This is a genomic window from Kamptonema formosum PCC 10802 (assembly GCF_000332335.1).
Classification (GTDB): Bacteria; Cyanobacteriota; Cyanobacteriia; order Cyanobacteriales; family Oscillatoriaceae; genus Oscillatoria.
On record NZ_KB235948.1, the window covers coordinates 64,316 to 83,075 of the forward strand.

Annotated in this window: 16 protein-coding genes and 1 tRNA gene; 4 read left to right on the plus strand and 13 right to left on the minus strand. The window is 45.0% G+C overall.

The genetic code is table 11. The features are described 5' to 3' along the window. Positions 1–44: 44 nt before the first annotated feature. Genes OSC10802_RS38075 through OSC10802_RS0100440 form a run of 12 tightly spaced genes read right to left on the minus strand, consistent with a single transcriptional unit; the run spans position 45 to position 13,567 of the window. A complete protein-coding gene (locus OSC10802_RS38075) occupies positions 45–1,004 on the minus strand; it encodes an FkbM family methyltransferase (RefSeq protein ID WP_017714796.1) in 960 nt (319 codons plus the stop codon). Between the two features lie 13 nt (positions 1,005–1,017). Then, positions 1,018–1,842 (minus strand): TIGR04325 family methyltransferase, encoded by an 825-nt coding sequence (locus OSC10802_RS0100390; RefSeq protein WP_017714797.1) that lies wholly within the window; start codon positions 1,840–1,842, stop codon positions 1,018–1,020. Positions 1,843–1,901: 59 nt separating this feature from the next. Then, on the minus strand, positions 1,902–3,122 hold the full coding sequence (locus OSC10802_RS43755; protein WP_017714798.1) for a CgeB family protein: 1,221 nt from the start codon (positions 3,120–3,122) through the stop codon (positions 1,902–1,904). 3 nt (positions 3,123–3,125) lie between these two features. After that, positions 3,126–4,433 (minus strand): nucleotide sugar dehydrogenase, encoded by a 1,308-nt coding sequence (locus OSC10802_RS0100400; protein ID WP_017714799.1) that lies wholly within the window; start codon positions 4,431–4,433, stop codon positions 3,126–3,128. Then, the gene (locus OSC10802_RS38085) at positions 4,430–5,764 is read right to left on the minus strand and encodes a hypothetical protein (RefSeq protein WP_017714800.1); all 1,335 of its coding nucleotides are present in this window, start codon (positions 5,762–5,764) and stop codon (positions 4,430–4,432) included. The genes OSC10802_RS0100400 and OSC10802_RS38085 overlap by 4 nt, the downstream gene beginning before the upstream one ends. Before the next feature lie 21 nt (positions 5,765–5,785). Next, entirely contained in the window at positions 5,786–6,994 is a 1,209-nt protein-coding gene (locus tag OSC10802_RS0100410; protein ID WP_017714801.1) for a glycosyltransferase family protein, read from the minus strand. 24 nt (positions 6,995–7,018) lie between these two features. Continuing rightward, positions 7,019–7,801 carry an FkbM family methyltransferase gene (locus OSC10802_RS38090; protein ID WP_017714802.1) on the minus strand — a complete coding sequence of 261 codons (783 nt, stop codon included), beginning with the start codon at positions 7,799–7,801 and terminating at the stop codon, positions 7,019–7,021. Positions 7,802–7,839: 38 nt separating this feature from the next. Continuing rightward, entirely contained in the window at positions 7,840–8,721 is an 882-nt protein-coding gene (locus OSC10802_RS0100420; RefSeq protein ID WP_017714803.1) for an FkbM family methyltransferase, read from the minus strand. After that, entirely contained in the window at positions 8,718–10,307 is a 1,590-nt protein-coding gene (locus OSC10802_RS0100425) for a lipopolysaccharide biosynthesis protein (protein ID WP_017714804.1), read from the minus strand. Before OSC10802_RS0100425 ends, OSC10802_RS0100420 begins: the two co-directional genes overlap by 4 nt. After that, positions 10,304–12,331 carry a right-handed parallel beta-helix repeat-containing protein gene (locus OSC10802_RS38095; protein ID WP_082218219.1) on the minus strand — a complete coding sequence of 676 codons (2,028 nt, stop codon included), beginning with the start codon at positions 12,329–12,331 and terminating at the stop codon, positions 10,304–10,306. The genes OSC10802_RS0100425 and OSC10802_RS38095 overlap by 4 nt, the downstream gene beginning before the upstream one ends. Continuing rightward, positions 12,324–12,476 carry a hypothetical protein gene (locus OSC10802_RS48490; protein ID WP_017714806.1) on the minus strand — a complete coding sequence of 51 codons (153 nt, stop codon included), beginning with the start codon at positions 12,474–12,476 and terminating at the stop codon, positions 12,324–12,326. Before OSC10802_RS48490 ends, OSC10802_RS38095 begins: the two co-directional genes overlap by 8 nt. A 23-nt stretch (positions 12,477–12,499) precedes the next feature. Next, on the minus strand, positions 12,500–13,567 hold the full coding sequence (locus OSC10802_RS0100440; protein WP_017714807.1) for a zinc-dependent dehydrogenase: 1,068 nt from the start codon (positions 13,565–13,567) through the stop codon (positions 12,500–12,502). A 70-nt stretch (positions 13,568–13,637) separates the two neighbouring features. On the opposite strand from OSC10802_RS0100440, the gene OSC10802_RS0100445 reads away from it, so the two are divergent. The 3 genes from OSC10802_RS0100445 (at position 13,638) to hetR (ending at position 17,333) form a co-directional block, all read left to right on the plus strand. Beyond that, positions 13,638–15,452 (plus strand): FAD-dependent oxidoreductase, encoded by a 1,815-nt coding sequence (locus OSC10802_RS0100445; RefSeq protein ID WP_017714808.1) that lies wholly within the window; start codon positions 13,638–13,640, stop codon positions 15,450–15,452. Positions 15,453–15,544: 92 nt separating this feature from the next. Then, entirely contained in the window at positions 15,545–15,769 is a 225-nt protein-coding gene (locus tag OSC10802_RS53870) for a hypothetical protein (protein WP_232731585.1), read from the plus strand. 664 nt (positions 15,770–16,433) lie between these two features. Beyond that, positions 16,434–17,333, plus strand: a complete 900-nt coding sequence (hetR, locus tag OSC10802_RS0100450) for a heterocyst differentiation master regulator HetR (protein ID WP_026098043.1) — start codon at positions 16,434–16,436, stop codon at positions 17,331–17,333. Between the two features lie 331 nt (positions 17,334–17,664). Here the strand turns inward: hetR and OSC10802_RS0100455 are convergent. Beyond that, positions 17,665–17,738 (minus strand) — tRNA-Pro (locus OSC10802_RS0100455). A gap of 69 nt (positions 17,739–17,807) precedes the next feature. Between OSC10802_RS0100455 and lipA the strand changes: the two genes are divergently transcribed. Continuing rightward, a complete protein-coding gene (gene lipA / locus OSC10802_RS0100460) occupies positions 17,808–18,704 on the plus strand; it encodes a lipoyl synthase (RefSeq protein WP_255349184.1) in 897 nt (298 codons plus the stop codon). Positions 18,705–18,760 lie beyond the last annotated feature (56 nt).

Below are 18,760 nucleotides of genomic sequence, written 5' to 3' on the forward strand. Positions count from 1 at the left end.
TCACTAAGTTTTGGCAAATAAATATTTGGATTTTCCGGTTTATTTTAAACCTTCTTAAAAAATCTTCTAAGAAGTTTCTCTGTGTATAAGTTGAAATTCATTAATCGGCTTCTGAGTCTGTTTACAGATTCTTTTAGCAATTCTTCAAAGAAACTATCTTGATAATTTATCAATCCTTTCTGGGCTAATTCAATAGCAAATCCGTGCTGATTTTCAATGGTTGCAAATACCCATCCCAAAAGAAAATCTCTTTTGTCGAAAAGGCCATCTTTTTTAAAAGAATTTAGGTAAGTAACTTCTGCACAACCAGGGGCCATTTTAAAAAGTCTTTTGAGCAGGCTTTCCTCAAATTCACTAAAATAAATTTTCATAACATCTCTAGTTATCCTCTGAAATCCCCCAATTTTTAGATCGGACATCCAAAAATTACCATTGTCCATATATTGAATAACACTGTACAGTTTATCTTCTCCTTCATAAGAGTCAAGGATTCCAGGCTCAAATTCTGCTGCTAATACTCTACTTACTACATCTTCACCGAGACTCTTAAATAGACGCAAATCAGTTCCCTGTGAGTCAGTCTTAAACCAATCTACTTTGGTAATTTTAAGTTCCTCCATAATATATTTGAGAGTGACTGAATTTAGTTGGATTTTTTTCTCTACTTCAAATAGATCATAACAATACCAATCTGCTAACCTCTGACTATCTGGTTTTAATGTACTCGAACAATAGGGAAACTTAGTTAAATAAAATTCAACTTCTGGTTCCGCTCTATCGGTAACTACTGCGTTGTAGACATAGAGTTTCTTATATTCACTCGATTCCTTAACTACAAATCCAAATTCTCTGCTGTCGGCATCAAAACAAATACAAATTGATTGCTTTGCAATTGATTTCCACTTGGGGTGGAGCGCCCCTGATGCTCCTATATCTACGAGAACAGGTGGATTTTCTTTGAATTCATTTAATCCGAGAACTTTTTCTATTAGATTCACAGCCATAAAACCTCCAAAATTATTTGGTTTTCCGAAAAATAAAACCCTTATCTTCGGCATAAGTGTCCGTCAAAGGAATTAATCCAGCCAGAGCATCAAATTCAAGCAATAGCTGGTATTTATCAGAAAAAAAGCTCATAAACTTATCCAAATTGAAAAACCAAGCTGGATAGCTGGCATCGTATATCTGGGGCGGCACCCTTTGAACTGTCAAGCGATCGCGACAACCTTTGATAAAGGATGTCCTGTCAAATATAATATGTTTAATATTACAATCAAGCAGACATTCAAGCAACCCGTAAGGATATTCAAGATACTGAATTACGCTAGAAAGCAATATTACATCTGGCTGCTCATGTTTTAAACAGGTTTCAATATCGAAGTAAAACTTTAACTGTTCATTCCCAAACAGTTGTTTCCCGCACCGGACAAATTTTTCTTGCTCTACTATGCTCCACCTTAGTTCATCTAAGTCTGAAAGAAACTGTTTGTACTGGTAATAGTGGCTGCCAAGAGAACCGCCGAAATCCAGAACACTAAGCTTATTTTTATTGGCTGAAGCAATTCGCAATAAACCAGCTAAAACAGGCCACGAGTATTGGATTTTATCAAATAAAACTGAGTCTCTTTCATAAACTGCTTTTCCTTCTTTAACTTTTAACAGTGAGTCGCGCACCTTGTCCAAAATTAAATCTGAATCATAGCCATCTGAATCTTTCAGGGCATCTTCCCACGATGAGTAATTTCCAAAATAGCCATACTTATTATTGAATATAAGTCTGTATGCCTTGATAAGAATAGGTGGAATAATCTCTTCAAAAACGGGCTTAATTTTGGCGATCATCTTGCTAATTCAAAACTTCGGTTTGTCCGCTTCGTATAAGATCGAATCTCATATCCATTTCAATGTCTACTCAACTCTCGTCGAATAATCTGGTCTAGTTGGACTGCTCTGTGTGCAAAAGAGTGGTCTTTTAATGTCCGGGATTGACCTGCTCTTGCGATCTCCTCCCTTTCTGTTGGATGCTCCAGCAACCATTTTACCTTATCCACACACTCCTCAGCAGAACGGTAGGTTACAACTTCTCTATCTGGCTCAAATAGCTCCCCCAAGTTTGATTTCCAGTCCGTGACCAGACAAGTGCCCACACCGGTAGTCTCAAAAAGGCGCATATTAGAGGCATGAGTAGGAGATGAGTCGGCGTGAATGTTCAGCGTCATCTTTGATTCTAGCAGAGTCTGATACATTTCCAAACCAAAAACAGCAGGCTTCAAGAAGGGCTTCAGTTTGGAATTGACCGGAGTTTGTGGTCTAGATGTCCATTTTGCCGCTTTTCCAATAACTGGTACCTTCTGCAAGAAGGTATCTGGAATCCCCATCCCTTGGAAACCTTTCATACCAGCATATAGACTTATGCGGGCACAAGCTTTCAGATTGTCTAGCCAACCAAAATCTACGCTGGGAGAAAATATCTGTATAGATGTCTGAGAGACTAGCTGTTCGAGCAGGCGATCTCGCTCCTGGTGGTACTCACTGAGCCGCAAAATCTGGCCAATAAACGAAATATCTATTTTCTTATGTTTCTGCTGAATGCGCGTATTAATTCTTTGGTCAAAACCGTGATGCAAATGCTCTGAACGACACCCTAAGCTTCTTAACTGATCGACGGATTCAGGAGCGCATGATAAAATTAAATCGATATATTGCAAAGCATTAGTATTAAGAAACGCACTTCCAACCCATCCGAGCACAAGACGAATTGAAGGAACTTCAGAACGAATTTCTTTAATCAAACTACTGTTAGTACCTTGAAACCATATAATTTCTGGTCTGAACCTCTTAATCTGTTCCAATGCTATTTTATTAATATCATTTTTCGGAAACCAGGGAAATTTATTTTCTAAAGCCCATACTCTTTGCATTGACTCAGCATTTGCACTAATTTCCAGCACTTCATAACCCATGGGAGTTAAAGCGTGAAACCAAAAATCCGCCCACCCAAAAGCATCATAATCTAAAATCTCCTTCTGCTCCGCGTAGGATTTCTTTTTCAATCCGGGATGCTTTGCATAAAACTGGTTTAAATATCCAGGATAGAAAGTAGTTAGATTTACAAATTTCATATTTTAAGCCTTGACGATATTACTATAAGCGTGCCGATATCGTCCGCGAGTATCTACAATTAATTGACTGTTTGCTTGGATAACTTCGTAATCAAAAGCATCGTGATCTGTTGCTATCAGTACGCAGTCCATTTGAGACAATAACTCAGGATCAATATCGACTGAATTGAGATTAAAATGATAATTTCTCATTCTTGGAAAAACAGGAATATAAGGATCTGAATAGTAAATCTCTGCCCCCTTGTTTTTCAGAAGTTCCATTAATTCAACTGCCGGAGACTCCCGCACGTCATCAATATTTTTTTTGTAAGCTATTCCCAAAACTAAAATTTTCGAGCCTTTCAGCGGTTTACCGCGATCGTTCAGAGCATCTATAAGTTTCCCAACCACCCAATTAGGGATTGCCGTGTTGACTTCGCCTGCAAGTTCAATAAAGCGCGTGTGGACTCCATACTCGCGGGCTTTCCAAGTCAGATAGAAAGGATCGATAGGAATACAATGACCGCCCAGACCGGGACCGGGATAGAAAGGGGTAAAACCAAAAGGCTTGGTAGCAGCAGCATCAATCACTTCCCAGATATCAATGCCCATGCGATCTGCCACTAATTTCAGTTCATTTACCAAACCAATATTCACAGCCCTATAAATATTCTCTAAAAGTTTACTCATTTCTGCTGCTTTTGTCGAGCTAACAGGTACAACCATTTCGATAATACTGCTATACAAAGCACAACCTACATCGAGACATGATGCGGTCGCTCCTCCTACAACTTTAGGTATATTGCCCGTAGTAAAATTTCTGTTGCCCGGATCTTCTCTCTCAGGAGAATAAACCAAGAAAAAATCTTCACCAATACTAAAGCCTCGGCTTTCTATTCTGGGGCGAAGCTCCTCTTCTGTCGTACCCGGATAAGTTGTACTTTCCAAGCTCACCAGGTGCCCATTTTTCAGATGAGGAACCAAAGAATTAACTGTATTAATCACAAAATACAAATTTGGCTCGTGGTGACTCCCTAGCGGAGTTGGAACACAGATAATCAGCACGTCAGCTTCATTGGCACGACTAAAATTATCTGTTGCCTCAAATTTACCTGTTTTTTGGGCGCGATATACCCTCTCGGTTCCAATATGCTGAATATAACTTTCACCTTTATTCAGCTTATCAATCTTGGAAAGATCGATATCAAAACCTAGTACGCGAAAGCCTGCTTCTACAAAACGAAGCATCAAGGGTAATCCTACATAACCTAAACCCACAATTCCAACAACAGCCACTTTTGATTTAATTTTTTTAATTAGATTATCTTTCATTTGCACTTGGTTGAAGTTAAACTTAACTGTTTACTTGAGGATGGAAAAAAATTTACTAAGCCATAGTCCTTAATGTGAAGAAACGCTCCTAGCCCAAAACCTAATCCTAGAAAAGAGTATTGATTATAGCCTCCTGAAAGACTCACGATAACGAGCCATCCGAATATTCCCGGCAATACAGTTAATATAGCACTTCGGAGCTTTGCATCCATAGAAAATGGTCTTAACCACGCTGCGAGATATAAAAAAGGTAGTCTAAAATAAAAGAAAATTACCAGGGGCACAAATATCAAAATTCCAAACTTTAACAAGAAAGTAAAAATTCCTACATGCAAAGCGTTAATTGGGTAGCCTAGAGTTGAGTTAAATGCAAAGCCCAACCCTCCTCCTATTACAAACTGCAATGAACTCACCTGAGTGAGAGCATCAGCCAGTTCTTCAGAGCGCATATTGCCAGAACCAGAATCATCTTCTATCCTTTTTGAGATTAGACTATTTTCAGAAAAAAGAACACCAAATAATATTAACATTACAATTACTACTCCTATAATTATTAGTAGGGAAATTGCTCTGGCAGAAACAGATTTTTTAGTTGTGATTACCCCGTTATAAAGCTGGTATGATAAGCCAACAGATGAAAAAATTAAAACAGCAAGCAAGCTGAAAGTGGACGCTCTTGTTGCAGAAAGTATCGTCACGGAAAAAAAGTGAAGTCCAATCATTGTCACTATGGGAATAAGCCAGGCTATACCTTTCCTTGCCAATATTCCTAGAGCGATACCAGTGGGAACTAGCAGTAGCTCGGAGTAAAAGAACAAAACGCTATTTTTAGCTATTACTCTGACAAGGGTTTCTACATTGGCATCTTCTAAGGCTAGTATTTGAGAATAATACAGTACAAATGTTGCCATACCGATAAAAGCCAACAAGTGCCAGCTTGAATTACCTGCCTTTACTATCAGTCTGAAGAGTGCCAACCCCCCGATCAGCCAGAGAAATAATAGTAGGTCTATTCTCAGCCATACAGCTTCACTACCTTGCCCTATCCCACTAACAGTATAAAGCAATAAACCAGTCCAGTAAAATAACCCCCAAGTTCCTGAAAGGAGTTTACGAAAAGGTCTATCTACAAAACTAGCCCCACCAACAGCCAGCAACCATCCTAAAACTGAGGGGCCTAATAGGCCCTGGTTTACTTCATTGCCACTGCCTAGTTCAACGCCAGCTCGAACTAGCGACAAAAGACTGCCATAATAAGCAACTAATGCCAGACAAATTTTCCAACTAATTCCTTGATTCTTAGATTTCTTGTTGATGGCTGTTTGTAGCATGCAAATCTAATTTGTAAAAAATCAAAAAGCTAAAATAGACTCAAATGCTCGGTGTAGTTGTTGCTGAGAGTGTTGGTAACAGTAGTCCTCAAAATTAGGTTTTATTTTCGTAGCTTCGGTTAAGGAATGATTACACAAGCTCTGCAACGCTTCAATACCTCCTTGTACGTCCTCCTCTTTAATACTCAAACCCAAAGAAAATTTATCCACTCTTTCGCCCATACAATATCCCCGGCTAACAATCACAGGTTTTTTAAAAATTGCAGCCTTAGTTAAAATATTACTGCTATGAGGAAAATTATTATAGGCAGCAAATAAAACATCACATACATTTACTAGGGCGTTAAATTTAGGTCCGTCAGGAATTTCATCGAAATGAAAAAAGCAGTTGTGATACTTTTGCTTAATAATGGATCGAATTCTTTCTAGCTCTTCCGGTAGAAATGCAGATTCGGCTAGCTGACCAGCGAAAACAAACAGCCAGTTTTCTTTGACTGATTTGTGAGCCATGTCTAAAAGCGTTAAAATTCCCTTACGTTTGCCTATAGATCCCAGCAGGCCCACAATTTTCCTCCCCCCAGCTTTCTCAATAATTTGCTGCGCAATCCAGTAATTAGGATCTGCTAGCGATTCATCAGCTATATCGGGGAAAATAATCACAGGTTTATTATCAATTCGGGTTTGTAGTTTTTGGGCAATGCCCTCATCAAGCACAGCAATGGAGCGACAGCGAGATGATTTCAACATTCCATCTGGGTTGAAAATCCCACGGCGAATCGGCAAAAGTTGCAACCCTATCCGCAAATGACTGGGCTGAAAATAGAGTCCAGACCAATTATAAGGTAAAATTTTTTCTATTGCACGATGTGTTAAATAAGGCCACAGTTGAAGATCGATATAGGCGAAAAAGACTAGATCCGGGGAAGTTCCAAGCTGGCGCGACGCATCCTGAATAGCGGCGGCGGCAGAACGCCACCGAGCCAGTGCATTAAAAGTTAAGCGCAGTCTGGGTATCGGGAACTGACTAAGCTCTGGTTCGCTCAGTGCAAACGTCTGTAGTCGAGCGGCTAGGCTGGGACAATTAAAGGCAACCCATTCGCTTATTTCCACCGGGTGGGGACAGAATACCATAACTTTCTGTCCAAGCTCCAGTAAAGTTCTGGCAAACAGCTTGAGGTAGGTCTGATGATGGCCACCCCAAAGGGTGTCAATGAGAGCAATAGTTTTCATAACAGGCATTTTATCCCCGAACGACTAATCCCATTCCCCAAAACTTTTTACCAAACCTGTATTGATGAAAATTCCGTCCATTTGTAATAATTCTGCCCTATTTTTAGTCGATCTCGATTCATAACCGCGACCTACCATGATGTAGTGATTTTTTTGTAAAAACTCCAGAACTTCCCATAAAGCAGGCTGGCCATCATAAAAATGACGAAATGATAGCTCAATAACCAAGCATTTAGCTTGTGAAAGTACATTTACTGCTCCTCTGAGTACACTGAGTTCAAACCCTTGCACATCAATTTTTATCAAATCAGGATAAGGTAGTTCATTTTGGGCGTATATTTTATCTAAAACCTTTATTTCTACTTCTTCTTTATCGAATAAAATGCTATTGGGAAAATAGTCTTCTTGAATGTCAGTTGCCTCCAAAAATGAAGCAGAAGCAGTGCCACCTTTTATACTGAGCCTTTCTTCCTTCTCCCCTAAGCCGCACTGATAAATCACTTTGGATACCCCAGGCAATCGTAGCGAATGTAACTTTTCTTGAAATTTATTCTGAGGCTCAAAAAAAACCACATGTTTGAGATCCGGGTTCAACTGATGCAAGACATAAGCCCATTGTCCGCAATTTGCTCCAATATCACACAAATATTTAGGTTGAATAAATTGTGTGACACAAGATGTGGTTTCAAATAAATCTCTTCTATTTAAATGGAAAACCAATGGATCGGCATTTTTGACTTCTACTTTTTCCGCTAAATAAAGTAGCTCTCTAGAAAATTTGCGTAATAGTTTACTGAAAAAATACATAACTCAGTTTTTAGATTAGTTTAAACTATCGTTAACACTTAGAGCTGATTTTTCGCTACAGCCACAAACATAAAGGAGTTTGTGGGAATCTCGTTACCAACAAGCGGTACTAACCTGCCATAACCCTTAAGCACAAACCAGTCGTACCCGCAATCTCTGAGCATAGATATGATATCTGAAGGTTGATAGCCGAATGACTTTGACATTTCGTAGGTCATTTCAATCAGTAACCGTGTAATTTTACGAGCTTGGAATAGCTTTAGCATTCCCTTAAGCACTGTGTACTCGCCGCCCTCAACGTCTAGCTTCATAAGGTCTATCTGGTTGACGTTGTGATTCTCCAACCAGCAAGCTCCTTCAAAAAGCTGAATACTAACTTTGTCGAATTTACTGGGATCGGCACCGGGATGACAAATGTCTCCCAAAGAGTTGTACACTTCCATGCCGGGTTCCCCACTGCTTAGGGTTGTAATTGCATCTCTTTCCCCTAGCCCAGCCTGATAGATTTCTAGCCAATCAAATTTATTTAATTGCTTATTTTGTTTTAACAAATTGAAAGCAAACTCACCTGGTTCAAAAGCAATTACACGACCTGTATAACCGACAATTTTACAAAAAAATAGCGAGAAATATCCCACATTAGCCCCTACATCTAAAACAATCTGTCCCGGTCTTAAATGGTCGCGGATGAAATCCAAAGACTCTGGTTCAAAAATATATTCCGTATAGGCAATACGGAAATACATATCTGGATGAATTACCATTGGCAAATCAATGCCAGGCATCACATCTACGAGTTCCCGCATTTCGGCTTTTGCTTTGGCTAAATTAGAATTATTTTTATTAAAAATTATTTGATTCAAACCAAGCTTGCTCTTCAGAAAACTGTTGATTCGTCTAAATAAAAATTTAGGATTCACGCGCGCTCCTTATTTACAGATTCGTAGGGAATGCCAGCTAGCCGAAAGATAACTTTTCCAGTAAGACCTAATTTAGCAAATACAATTTCTAGCGCTCGACCGAGAGTTTCTATCCGGTGCTTCCCCCCCAAGTAAGTTCTCTCAATTCTAGCAATAGATAGTCCTGTCAAGATGTAGAATACTCCTAAAGCAACAAACTGAGCAATATCACTAGCTTTTTCAGCATTCAACACCAAATGCAGCAGACAGGATACACACATCAAAATCAGAGATGCGTATAGGGGTTTTAAAAACCAAATAGTAAACAATTGCAAAGGCATTTTATTTTTGTCTCTCCTACATAAATAGAGAACTCCTACTAAAATCGCTAGGTTCCCAAGGACTGCATATCGAAAGCCCAACGTTATAGAAAATAAGCTCAGAAATGGCAGGATAGCAAAACCCGCGAGCGCATGAAATATCCAGTTTCCTTTAGCATCTCCCTTACTCAATCCAAAAAAGAACGTTACTATCGCTTGGGCATGAATGTAACCTACCCAGCAGAATATGAATAATTGGAAAGACGCTTCCTTAGCAAATTGAGCATTTACCATTATAGTGAGTAAAGCAGGCCCTACAATTATCAGTCCCGCAAAAATCAAGCTAGACATTAATCCTATGAACCAGCGCAAACGCTCTTCGGTTCTTTCGGCTACCTCTTCCAACTGATTTCCTTGGGCTGAAAGCATAGGAAACAGGTAGCTAGCTTGACTGACTAATGTCTGGTGGACTATTTTATAAATATTTTGAGCAAATGCGTAGAAAGGCAGAGATGCGCTTCCAAAAAAAGAAACTATAAGGATTCTATCTATACCCTGCAGTAACGGAACCGTAATTTGAGTCATGTAGACCCACTTACCAAAATTCCAAAGTTCCAAGAATATATTTTTATTCCAGTATGGCATCGGCAAGAAACCAATCACTCGGATAACCCCAAAACCTGTAAAGAGAAGTCGAAGGGTATAAAGTGATACCAAAACAATGCCAACGGTAAGGATGCTGGGAAACGCCTTCAGTAAAGTAATACCACATATACCATTAGCTAAACTAAATGCTAGGTTCAGTTTAGTTTCCCAATCAAATCTCTGTAAAGAAATTAGCAAATTATTTAGGGAACTGAATATCTGGATAAACAGAAAGACTACACCGGACAAGACACAGTACCACTGACCTGTTTCAGGATTGCCACTATACTTAGTCCATTCAATGATAAAAGGAGCCCCTAGTGAAAAAATGCCTAACCCGAAAACCCCGAAACAGAGTGAAGTGGACAAGCATATTCCAGCTACTTGTTTAATAGTTTCAGAATCATTTTCAGCATGAGCTTTGCTTATCAGGCGCGTAGCAGCAGCACCCAGTCCTAAATCGCTAAAGCTACTGTTAATACCTATGATAGTGCTGACAGCAATGACAAAGCCCGCTTCCGCTTCTCCAAGCCAGCGAATAGTAACGCCAGCAAACAGAAAGCCAAGGATGGCTGTGCCAATTGAGCCAATACCAGTCCAGAAAGAATTATTAACCGCTTTAGCCAGCAAGCTACTGCTCATATATTTTTACTTTTAATATTTTTTTGTTCTTGAGTAAAAATATTTTCAGCTCCTGCCTTCCAAGGCTCTCGCCCATACTCGTAAGCTCCTATATCTGGGGCTGAACCAATGTACCCATCTGTGTATGGAGGAATAACATCACCGGCATCAACGGCAGGAGAATTATATTCTAATTGGTAATTGTTAAATTTGGCATTCACAAACTTTGGTTCTGTCCCATTGTATAAGTTGTTTTTCTGAATAATTGCAGTAAAAACAGGATCGGTATTTATGCGGTTCCTAAAAATGTTGTTATTGGCTTTCGTTCCTTTAAAATTTTGTGGCCCGTAACTGGTTAGGCTGAGATGATCTCCTAAAAAAGTATTATTATTAACTTGAACATTAATCCCTTTAATGCTAAGTATCATCGCGTCAAAAGCATTCCATATTACGTTGTGGTGTATGATAAAATTAGAAGAACTGACATCTATGTAAAGGCCAGCACCCTTATAGTTACCATATTTTAAAGTTCTGGCATTATTGTCGTGAAGCACATTATAAGCAATTTCTGCACCCCCGCCATTGCCTGCTGTGTAAAGTAACCCGCCGTCTGGAGTCTGTAAATTTGAATTGTACAAGTGATTGTGAGTAATCTTTATATTAGATGCATACTCAGGTGCATCGTAAGTATTCAAGGGGTTATACATCAAAGTATGCCTTCCTGAGTTGTAAACCGTATTTTGAGTAACTTCGTGACCAGTACCTGCAGCAATATAAATTCCAGCCCCCTCGTATCCGGTATAGCATACCTCCGACACTACATTATTTTTAATTGTGTGATTACTGCCTCCCACCGATATACCAGTACCTGCACTGTAGGTAATCCTACTGTTGATTATGCTATTATTATTTCCTTTAATATTAATTCCAGTATTATATATTTTGGAATGATCTGGTTTGGTCATATCGGTATAGTGCCAGATATATTTAGCATCAATACGCTCAATAATATTATGGCTGGAATTGTTATTTAACATGATAGTGGATGCAAAAATATGGAATCCCTCTACCTTGATGTATGACCTATTAGACAAGTCAAAAGCATTTAGGCGTTTTTTGGCTTCTACTAAATGATTTGCTGGACTGTCACCTTTTGGCGTCCAGAGATACAGAATAGAGCTACTACTATCCAAAAACCATTCAGAGTCTGTATCTAAAGCAGCTAGCTTGCCCCATAAAAAGTAAGGATTATTGGCTTTAGGTCTATAACCTTCACCCCAGTCCACAAAATCGAAATTAAGTTGTCCGGACAAGTTACTGGTAACTGTACCTGTCTGAGTCCAGTAAGCTACCCCACCTTGAATGTTAATCTTGGCACCTTTCCAAAAATTAGTTGTTTCAGTTAAGTCTTGATCGCTCAAGCTTGCTTGCAAAACTGAACCGCTTGCTTCGGTAGGTTTTGAGTAAGAAGCGGTTTTTGTCATGGATTTGACAGGTTGCGAGATGTTAGTGCCAATGTTTGGCCATCTAGCCTCAATCATCATTTGTCCGTCTACAAAAATTTGATTGTTACCCAAACCCAGATCCCAATTCAAATTAGTTTTATAAATAGACTCTTCATGGTTACTCCAACCTTCAATGATTTCAGCCCCACTGATAGTTACTGTTTCATTTTGATAAGGTTTAAAATTAATTCTGCCATTGGCTATTCCCGAGTTAGCTGGAATTACAGTTTCTCTGTAAACACCTTCCCTTACATAGCAGGTATCTCCCGCTTTAGCTATCTCAGCGCATTTCTGAATAGTTTGGAAAGGTTGCTCTAAAGTTCCTGAATTTTTATCAGAGCCAGAGGTTGCTACAAAGTAGCCACGGGGGGTTCCATCTTGAGCTTTGGTCAAGCTTGAATTTTGCCAGTCAGTTTCCAAGAGTAGTGCTAATATAAATCCTGCTGTGAAGCAAATGATACTAATTTTACGAACAGCTACTCCCAACATACTCTTGTTTTTCCAGTTTCCCATAGCCTTGCTGGCAGTAGGTTTAGCCATTCCCCTCACAGACAAAAGCTGAATCTAAAAGTTCCTTGTAAGCATATTGAATATATGTAAAATTAATAGCCCACAGCTTTTTATCTAAGGCTCGAATACTCGCCGTCTGGGATACCAGCTTCCATATCTCGATTTCAACCCTCATCTTCCTTTGAGCTCACTTCCCAGTCAATCAGTTGCTAATTGCTCGTTTGGATAAATCAAAATCTTATAAGTCTCCTCCCCCGGACTCACCGCCCGCTCCACCGCTTGGGCCAAATCCCGCAATGGATACCGGTCACTCACCAGCGCATCCACATCAATCCTCTTACCAAACACAATATCCGCCGCCAGCGCCTGCACCCGATAGGACGAACTGTAACTCCCCATCAAGTCAACCTCCCGCCGGTACAGAATATTTGGATTTATCGGAATTTCCACCTCATCCGGAAATTCCGCAAAAAACAAAATTTTCCCACCTTTCCGCGTACAGTCCAGAGCCTGGAAAAATGCTTTTTCACTCGGAACCGCTAACAGCGTAGTGTCCACCCCCACCCCGCCAGTCAGCGCCGCCACCTTAGCCGGCAAATCCGCATCCCGCGCATCAAAAGCAGCCTCAGCCCCCACACTCAGCGCCTTCTCAATCCTGGACGGCAACAAATCCGTCGCAATCGCCCGCGCCCCAAAATACCTCACTAGCATGATGAACATCAGCCCTATTGGCCCAGCACCCGTCACCAACACCGTTTGTCCAGGTGCCACCTGAGCTTTTTTCACCGCCTTCAGACAGCAATTTGTCGGTTCGACAAAACTCGCCTGCTCAAAACTCACACCATCCGGAATCGGAATCAAGCCCCCGTTGGCCACAATATGGCCCGGCACTTTCACATACTCAGCAAAACCCCCACCGCTGGGCGCAAACCCCGCCGTCGTCGTAATGTTTTTATAAACATCACACATTGAAAAATTTTCATTCAGGCAATAAGCGCAGCGCATGCAGGGGATGTGGTGCATCACCACCACCCGCTGGCCCACCTGCCAGCCGGCTACCTCTGCTCCCACCGCAGCGATTGTCCCAGCTGTCTCGTGGCCAAAAATGCGCGGAGGCTCGTAGAGAGGATAGCGAATTTTTTTAATATCCGACTGGCACAGCCCGACTACCCGCACTTGCACCAGAACCTCATCCGGCCCAATCTCCGGCACCGGCACCTCTTCATAGCTCAGTTGATTGACCCCTCTGAATACCTGCGCTTTCATGCTCCTCTTGTTTTACCCAGTGCCACTACACTTTATCAAAACTTAAAAATTTTTGCACTAGGGATTTCCCGTGATAGACGAATTGACTGCTGACATCTTAGTCGTTGGTGGCGGCACCGGCGGCACCGCAGCCGCCCTGCAGGCCGCTCGCCGGGGGGCCAAAACCATCTTAGTCACTGAAGGGCCCTGGCTGGGAGGCATGCTCACCTCCGCCGGCGTTTCCGCCCCCGATGGCCATGAACTGGCCGCCTTTCACACCGGCATCTGGGGTGCCTTCCTCCGCGAACTCCACCAGCGCCAAGCTGGCGGCTTAGACAACGCCTGGGTCAGCTTTTTTACCTACGACCCCCGCCTCGGGGCCCAAATCTTTTCAGACTGGGCCGCTGCCGAACCCAACTTGCACTGGATTGCCGGCTGCCACCCCAAAGAAGTCCTGCGACAAGGAAACCGCATCACCGGCGTCCGGTTTAGCGACCTCACCGTCCGGGCCCAACTGACCCTGGACGCCACGGAACTCGGAGACTTGCTAGCCCTAGGGGAAGTTCCCTGCAGATGGGGCTGGGAATTGCAATCCGAGTGGGGCGAACCCAGCGCTCCCGCAGCGGCCAGCGCCCTCACCGAAAACTACCCCGTGCAGGCACCCACCTGGGTTGTCATTATACAGGATTTTGGTGCCGGTGAGGCAGCGCCCGAAATTCCCGCGCCCCCCCTGGACAATCCCGACCAGTTTGCCGGCGCTTGGGACGGGTACGGCGCAGAGCAGTTCCTCAATTACGGACGCCTGCCAGGAAATCGCTTTATGATCAACTGGCCACAAAAAGGCAACGACTACGGCTCAGGTGCTGGACGCCTGATTGAATCCGAGGCGGCGCGGCAGCAATTTCTCCTGGAATGCCGGTGGCACACCCAAAGTTTCGCCCGCTTCATCCAAACCCAGCTGGGCCGCCGGTATGGCTTGGCCGATAGCATCTTCCCCTCATCTTACTCCCTGGGTGGGGGAGCCTACGCCCTGCACCCCTACTACCGGGAAAGCCGGCGCGTCCAAGGACTTGTCACCCTGCGCGAGCAAGATATTCTGCCGGTGCCCGGAGGGCGCACCGCCGGCTTGCCGGTCAGTCCAGAGGGCCAAGTAACCGCCATCGCCACCGGCAACTACCCCAACGACCACCATTACACCGGCTTCCAGTGGCCGGTGCGGCCCAAATCCATCCGCTGGGGCGGGCGGTGGACCGGCACCCCCTTTACCATCCCCTACGGTTGCCTGATCCCAGCCGGCACAGATGGCCTGCTGGTCTGCGAAAAAAATATCTCCGTCTCTCATATTGCCAATGGTGCCACACGCCTGCAGCCCGCCGTTCTCGGTATTGGCCAAGCTGCCGGCATCGCCGCAGCCCTGTGCGCCGAACGGGGATGCCAGCCGAGGGACTTGCCGGTGCGAGTCCTGCAAGAGGCGCTGTTGCGAGAGCCCACCGCACCGGCAGCAATTATCCCCCTGTTCAATCTCACCCCTGGCCACCCCGAGTGGCTGCACCGGCAACTCTATTATTTAGATCGTCCCGACGCCTATCCAGCCACCGGCGACTGCCCAGAACAAAACAGCTCCAAATCCCCAAATCCCCAAATCCCGGCATTTCCAATCCCCCAACCGGCACACACCGGCATCTTCCACCGGCACGCCGAACAGGATTACACCCTCACCCTCACCGGCCCCCCTGAGCTGGCCAATCAAACCCTGACACTCGTCACCCTGCAGCCAGAAGTTGACCGGCAGTTACTTTCCTGTCGAGACGGGCAGGTGGTCACAGTCAGGGGGCGTCTGAATCCGGCGGGCAATTGGCTTATCGTACAAGAAATATGCTATAATAACAAGCTTTTCGTCAGGTGAGAGCCGGTTGAGTCTGAGAAAAATTGACAAACTGTCCTGATGGACTGGTTGTTGATGCGTATCAGAAAAGGAAACTCTGATACGGACATCTCATGCGGACTCAGGCGGTTATCGTCTTATCAAGTTTCCTGTTCGTTGGGCTGGCGGTTGCTTTCTCTGGGATGCGGTCAGATTCAACTGAGTTGCTTCCGCCCACCACTTTCCCGGACTTCGCGCAAGACAAACCAGATTGCGACGATCATCGGGGCAGTGGACGGGTGGAGGAGTGCCAGACGCCCAACGATTCGAGCTCTCTAGTAGCGAGTTCTGCCAGATGAGTCTTGTCACCGCTAGAGTAGTGGCAGGGCTGGTGTCGGCTGCTGGCAACTGGCCCATTTTGACTGCTGCTCTTCGCTTTGAACTTGCGGGAGAGGCCCACTGGTACAGCTGGCCAAAAGGAAAGCTGTCCTGAGGGCTAACCGTTGTGGCAGTTTCGCGATCCCAGCGGCTTTGAAAAAGCAGCGCCTGTTTTTGTGGCAATCGAAGCGACAAACAGCTGTATGGGTCTTTGGGTTTTTTTATAATTAAATGGTTGAAGGCTTTGAGGTACATGTCAGCAACCCCATGCTTGACGGCAGGGGCGTTTGTTTCCGCTCACGCGGGAACGATCGGGGTAAAGCAACCTTGACGCAGCGCAGCGGCTCCTTTAGGAGTATCGCCGGTCTGTGACCTGTGTTATTACTGAGGCATTTGGACGGAGTAACTTTTCTCTCAGTCCTGAGCAAGCTGGAACCCCCGCCGTCAAGTCATTTTGATGGGTGGCAAGCTACATGAATTCACCTCAGCCCCAGTCCCTTCCTAGGGATGGGCGCATCTGAGGAGGGCTGCTGACTCACCAACCAACACCGGCATTACCGAATTAGGTTATGTCGCAACCATCATGCGCAACAATCAACAGAGGAGTCCGTGACTCCTCCCGATGTAACCATCTTAGGGATTGTGATGACAAACGACTTAGATCTGATCAAACGCCTTAGCCCCAGTGCCATGGATCAGATCATGTTTTATCTTGCCTTCAGTGCCATGAGAACCAGTGGGCACCGGCACGGAGCATTTCTAGATGCAGCAGCGACAGCGGCTAAATGTGCCATTTATCAGACCTATCTGGAGCAGGATCGAAACCTGCGGATGACGGGGCACCTGCATCACATTGAACCCAAGCGGGTTAAGGCGATTGTAGAGGAAGTCCAAGAGGCGCTGACTCAAGGCAAACTCTTGAAAATGCTGGGCTCTCAGGAGCCTCGCTATCTGATTCAGTTTCCCTATGTCTGGCTGGAACAGTATCCCTGGCAGCCCGGTCGGGCCCGCATTCCAGGCACCAGTCTGACGTCTGAAGAAAAGCGCCAGATCGAGCAAAGACTGCCACCCAACCTGCCCGACGCCCAGCTGATCAACTCTTTTCAGTTGATGGAGCTCATAGAATTCCTGCACGCTCGCTCTCAGGAAGATTTACCCCCAGAGCGGCGCATGCCTCTCAGCGAGGCTTTAGCAGAACACATCAAGCGGCGTTTAATCTATGCCGGTACGGTGGCCCGGATTGACTCTCCTTGGGGAATGCCTTTCTACGCTCTCACCCGCCCTTCTTACTCGCCTTCCGACGAAGAAGAGCGCACTTATATCATGGTCGAGGATACGGCCCGGTACTTCCGGCTGATGAAGGACTGGGCCGATCGCCGGCCTGGAGTGATGCGCGTCCTGGAGGAACTCGATATCCCGCCCGATCGCCTTGGCCAAGCTCTGGAGGAATTGGATGAAGTTATCCGCGCTTGGGCCGATAGATATCACCAGAAAGGTGGCTCCACCATGATTCTACAAATGGTTTTTGGCCCCAAAGAGGACTGATGAGGAGGTGGAGAGCCATTGACTCAGACTGACGGCTGGCGGCTCATCCCTCAGTCTTCAGTCCTGAAGTCACATACCACTTATGGGTATTTTTGTCAATCCATTAAGGGCAATATTTTATACGATTTTTTGATTTGGCTGCTTCTACCCTCTCCCCCTAGCGCTCCTGATAAAAGAGAGCTGGGGGAGTTTTGTGTGGCCCTTGCTCGGCTTGTGGGGTGCGCTGTTAACGCACCCTGCGGCCACACCGGCTCGGCCCGCTGGCCCGCATACCGCACTGCCCGCTGTTTGTCAAGAGGCACAGCGAAAATCTTATTCAAAAAAATAAAAATCGGGATGACTGGATTCGAACCAGCGGCCCCTTCGTCCCGAACGAAGTGCGCTACCAAGCTGCGCTACATCCCGTAACCACTTCCTTACTATAACACAAGTGTATCAGATAATCTTGAGTTAGGATCGAAAAGTTGTAACTTTATTAACTCAAACAAGCGCGTGACTGTCAAGCCAGACTGGTTGCGGGTCAAAGCGCCTCAGTGGGAGCGCGTCGGCAACGTTAAAGCAATTCTCCGGGATTTGGCCCTGAATACCGTTTGTGAGGAAGCGTCCTGCCCCAATATTGGGGAGTGCTTCAACGCGGGTACGGCTACCTTCTTAATTATGGGGCCGGCGTGCACCCGAGCGTGCCCCTACTGCGACATCGACTTTGAGAAAAAGCCGAAAGCCCTCGACCCGACTGAGCCAGAAAGACTGGCCCAGGCTGTGGGCAGGCTGCGCTTGAACCATGTGGTGATTACCTCGGTCAACCGGGACGATCTGCCCGATGGCGGGGCGTCCCAGTTTGTGCGCTGCATTCAGGCGGTTCGCTCCACTTCTCCCCAGACTACCATAGAAGTTCTCATTCCTGACTTGTGCGGCAACTGGGAAGCTCTGGAGGCGATTCTGTCGGCTGGGCCAGAAGTCCTCAACCACAATACCGAAACCATTCCTCGCCTCTACCGGCGGGTGCGCCCCCAAGGAGACTACCGGCGCACTTTGGAACTGCTGCGGCGAGCGCGGGATTTAGCCCCTTGGGTGTACACTAAATCGGGGATTATGGTGGGACTGGGGGAAACCGATGAGGAAATCCAGCAAGTCATGCAGGATCTGCGAGCTGCCGGTTGCGATATTCTGACGGTGGGCCAGTACCTGCAGCCGAGCCCCAAACACCTGCCGGTGGCCAACTGGGTGACACCGGCCCAGTTTGACGCTTGGAAGCAGCTGGGCGAATCGTTGGGGTTCCTGCAAGTTGTTGCCTCCCCCTTGACAAGATCGTCGTATCATGCAGGGCAGGTGAGAGCGCTGATGGAGCGCTATCCGCGCCGCCGGTTTTAAAGTTATTGTTTTAGGTTTTAGATCGAAACCGCAGATGAACGCAGATATAGCGGTTT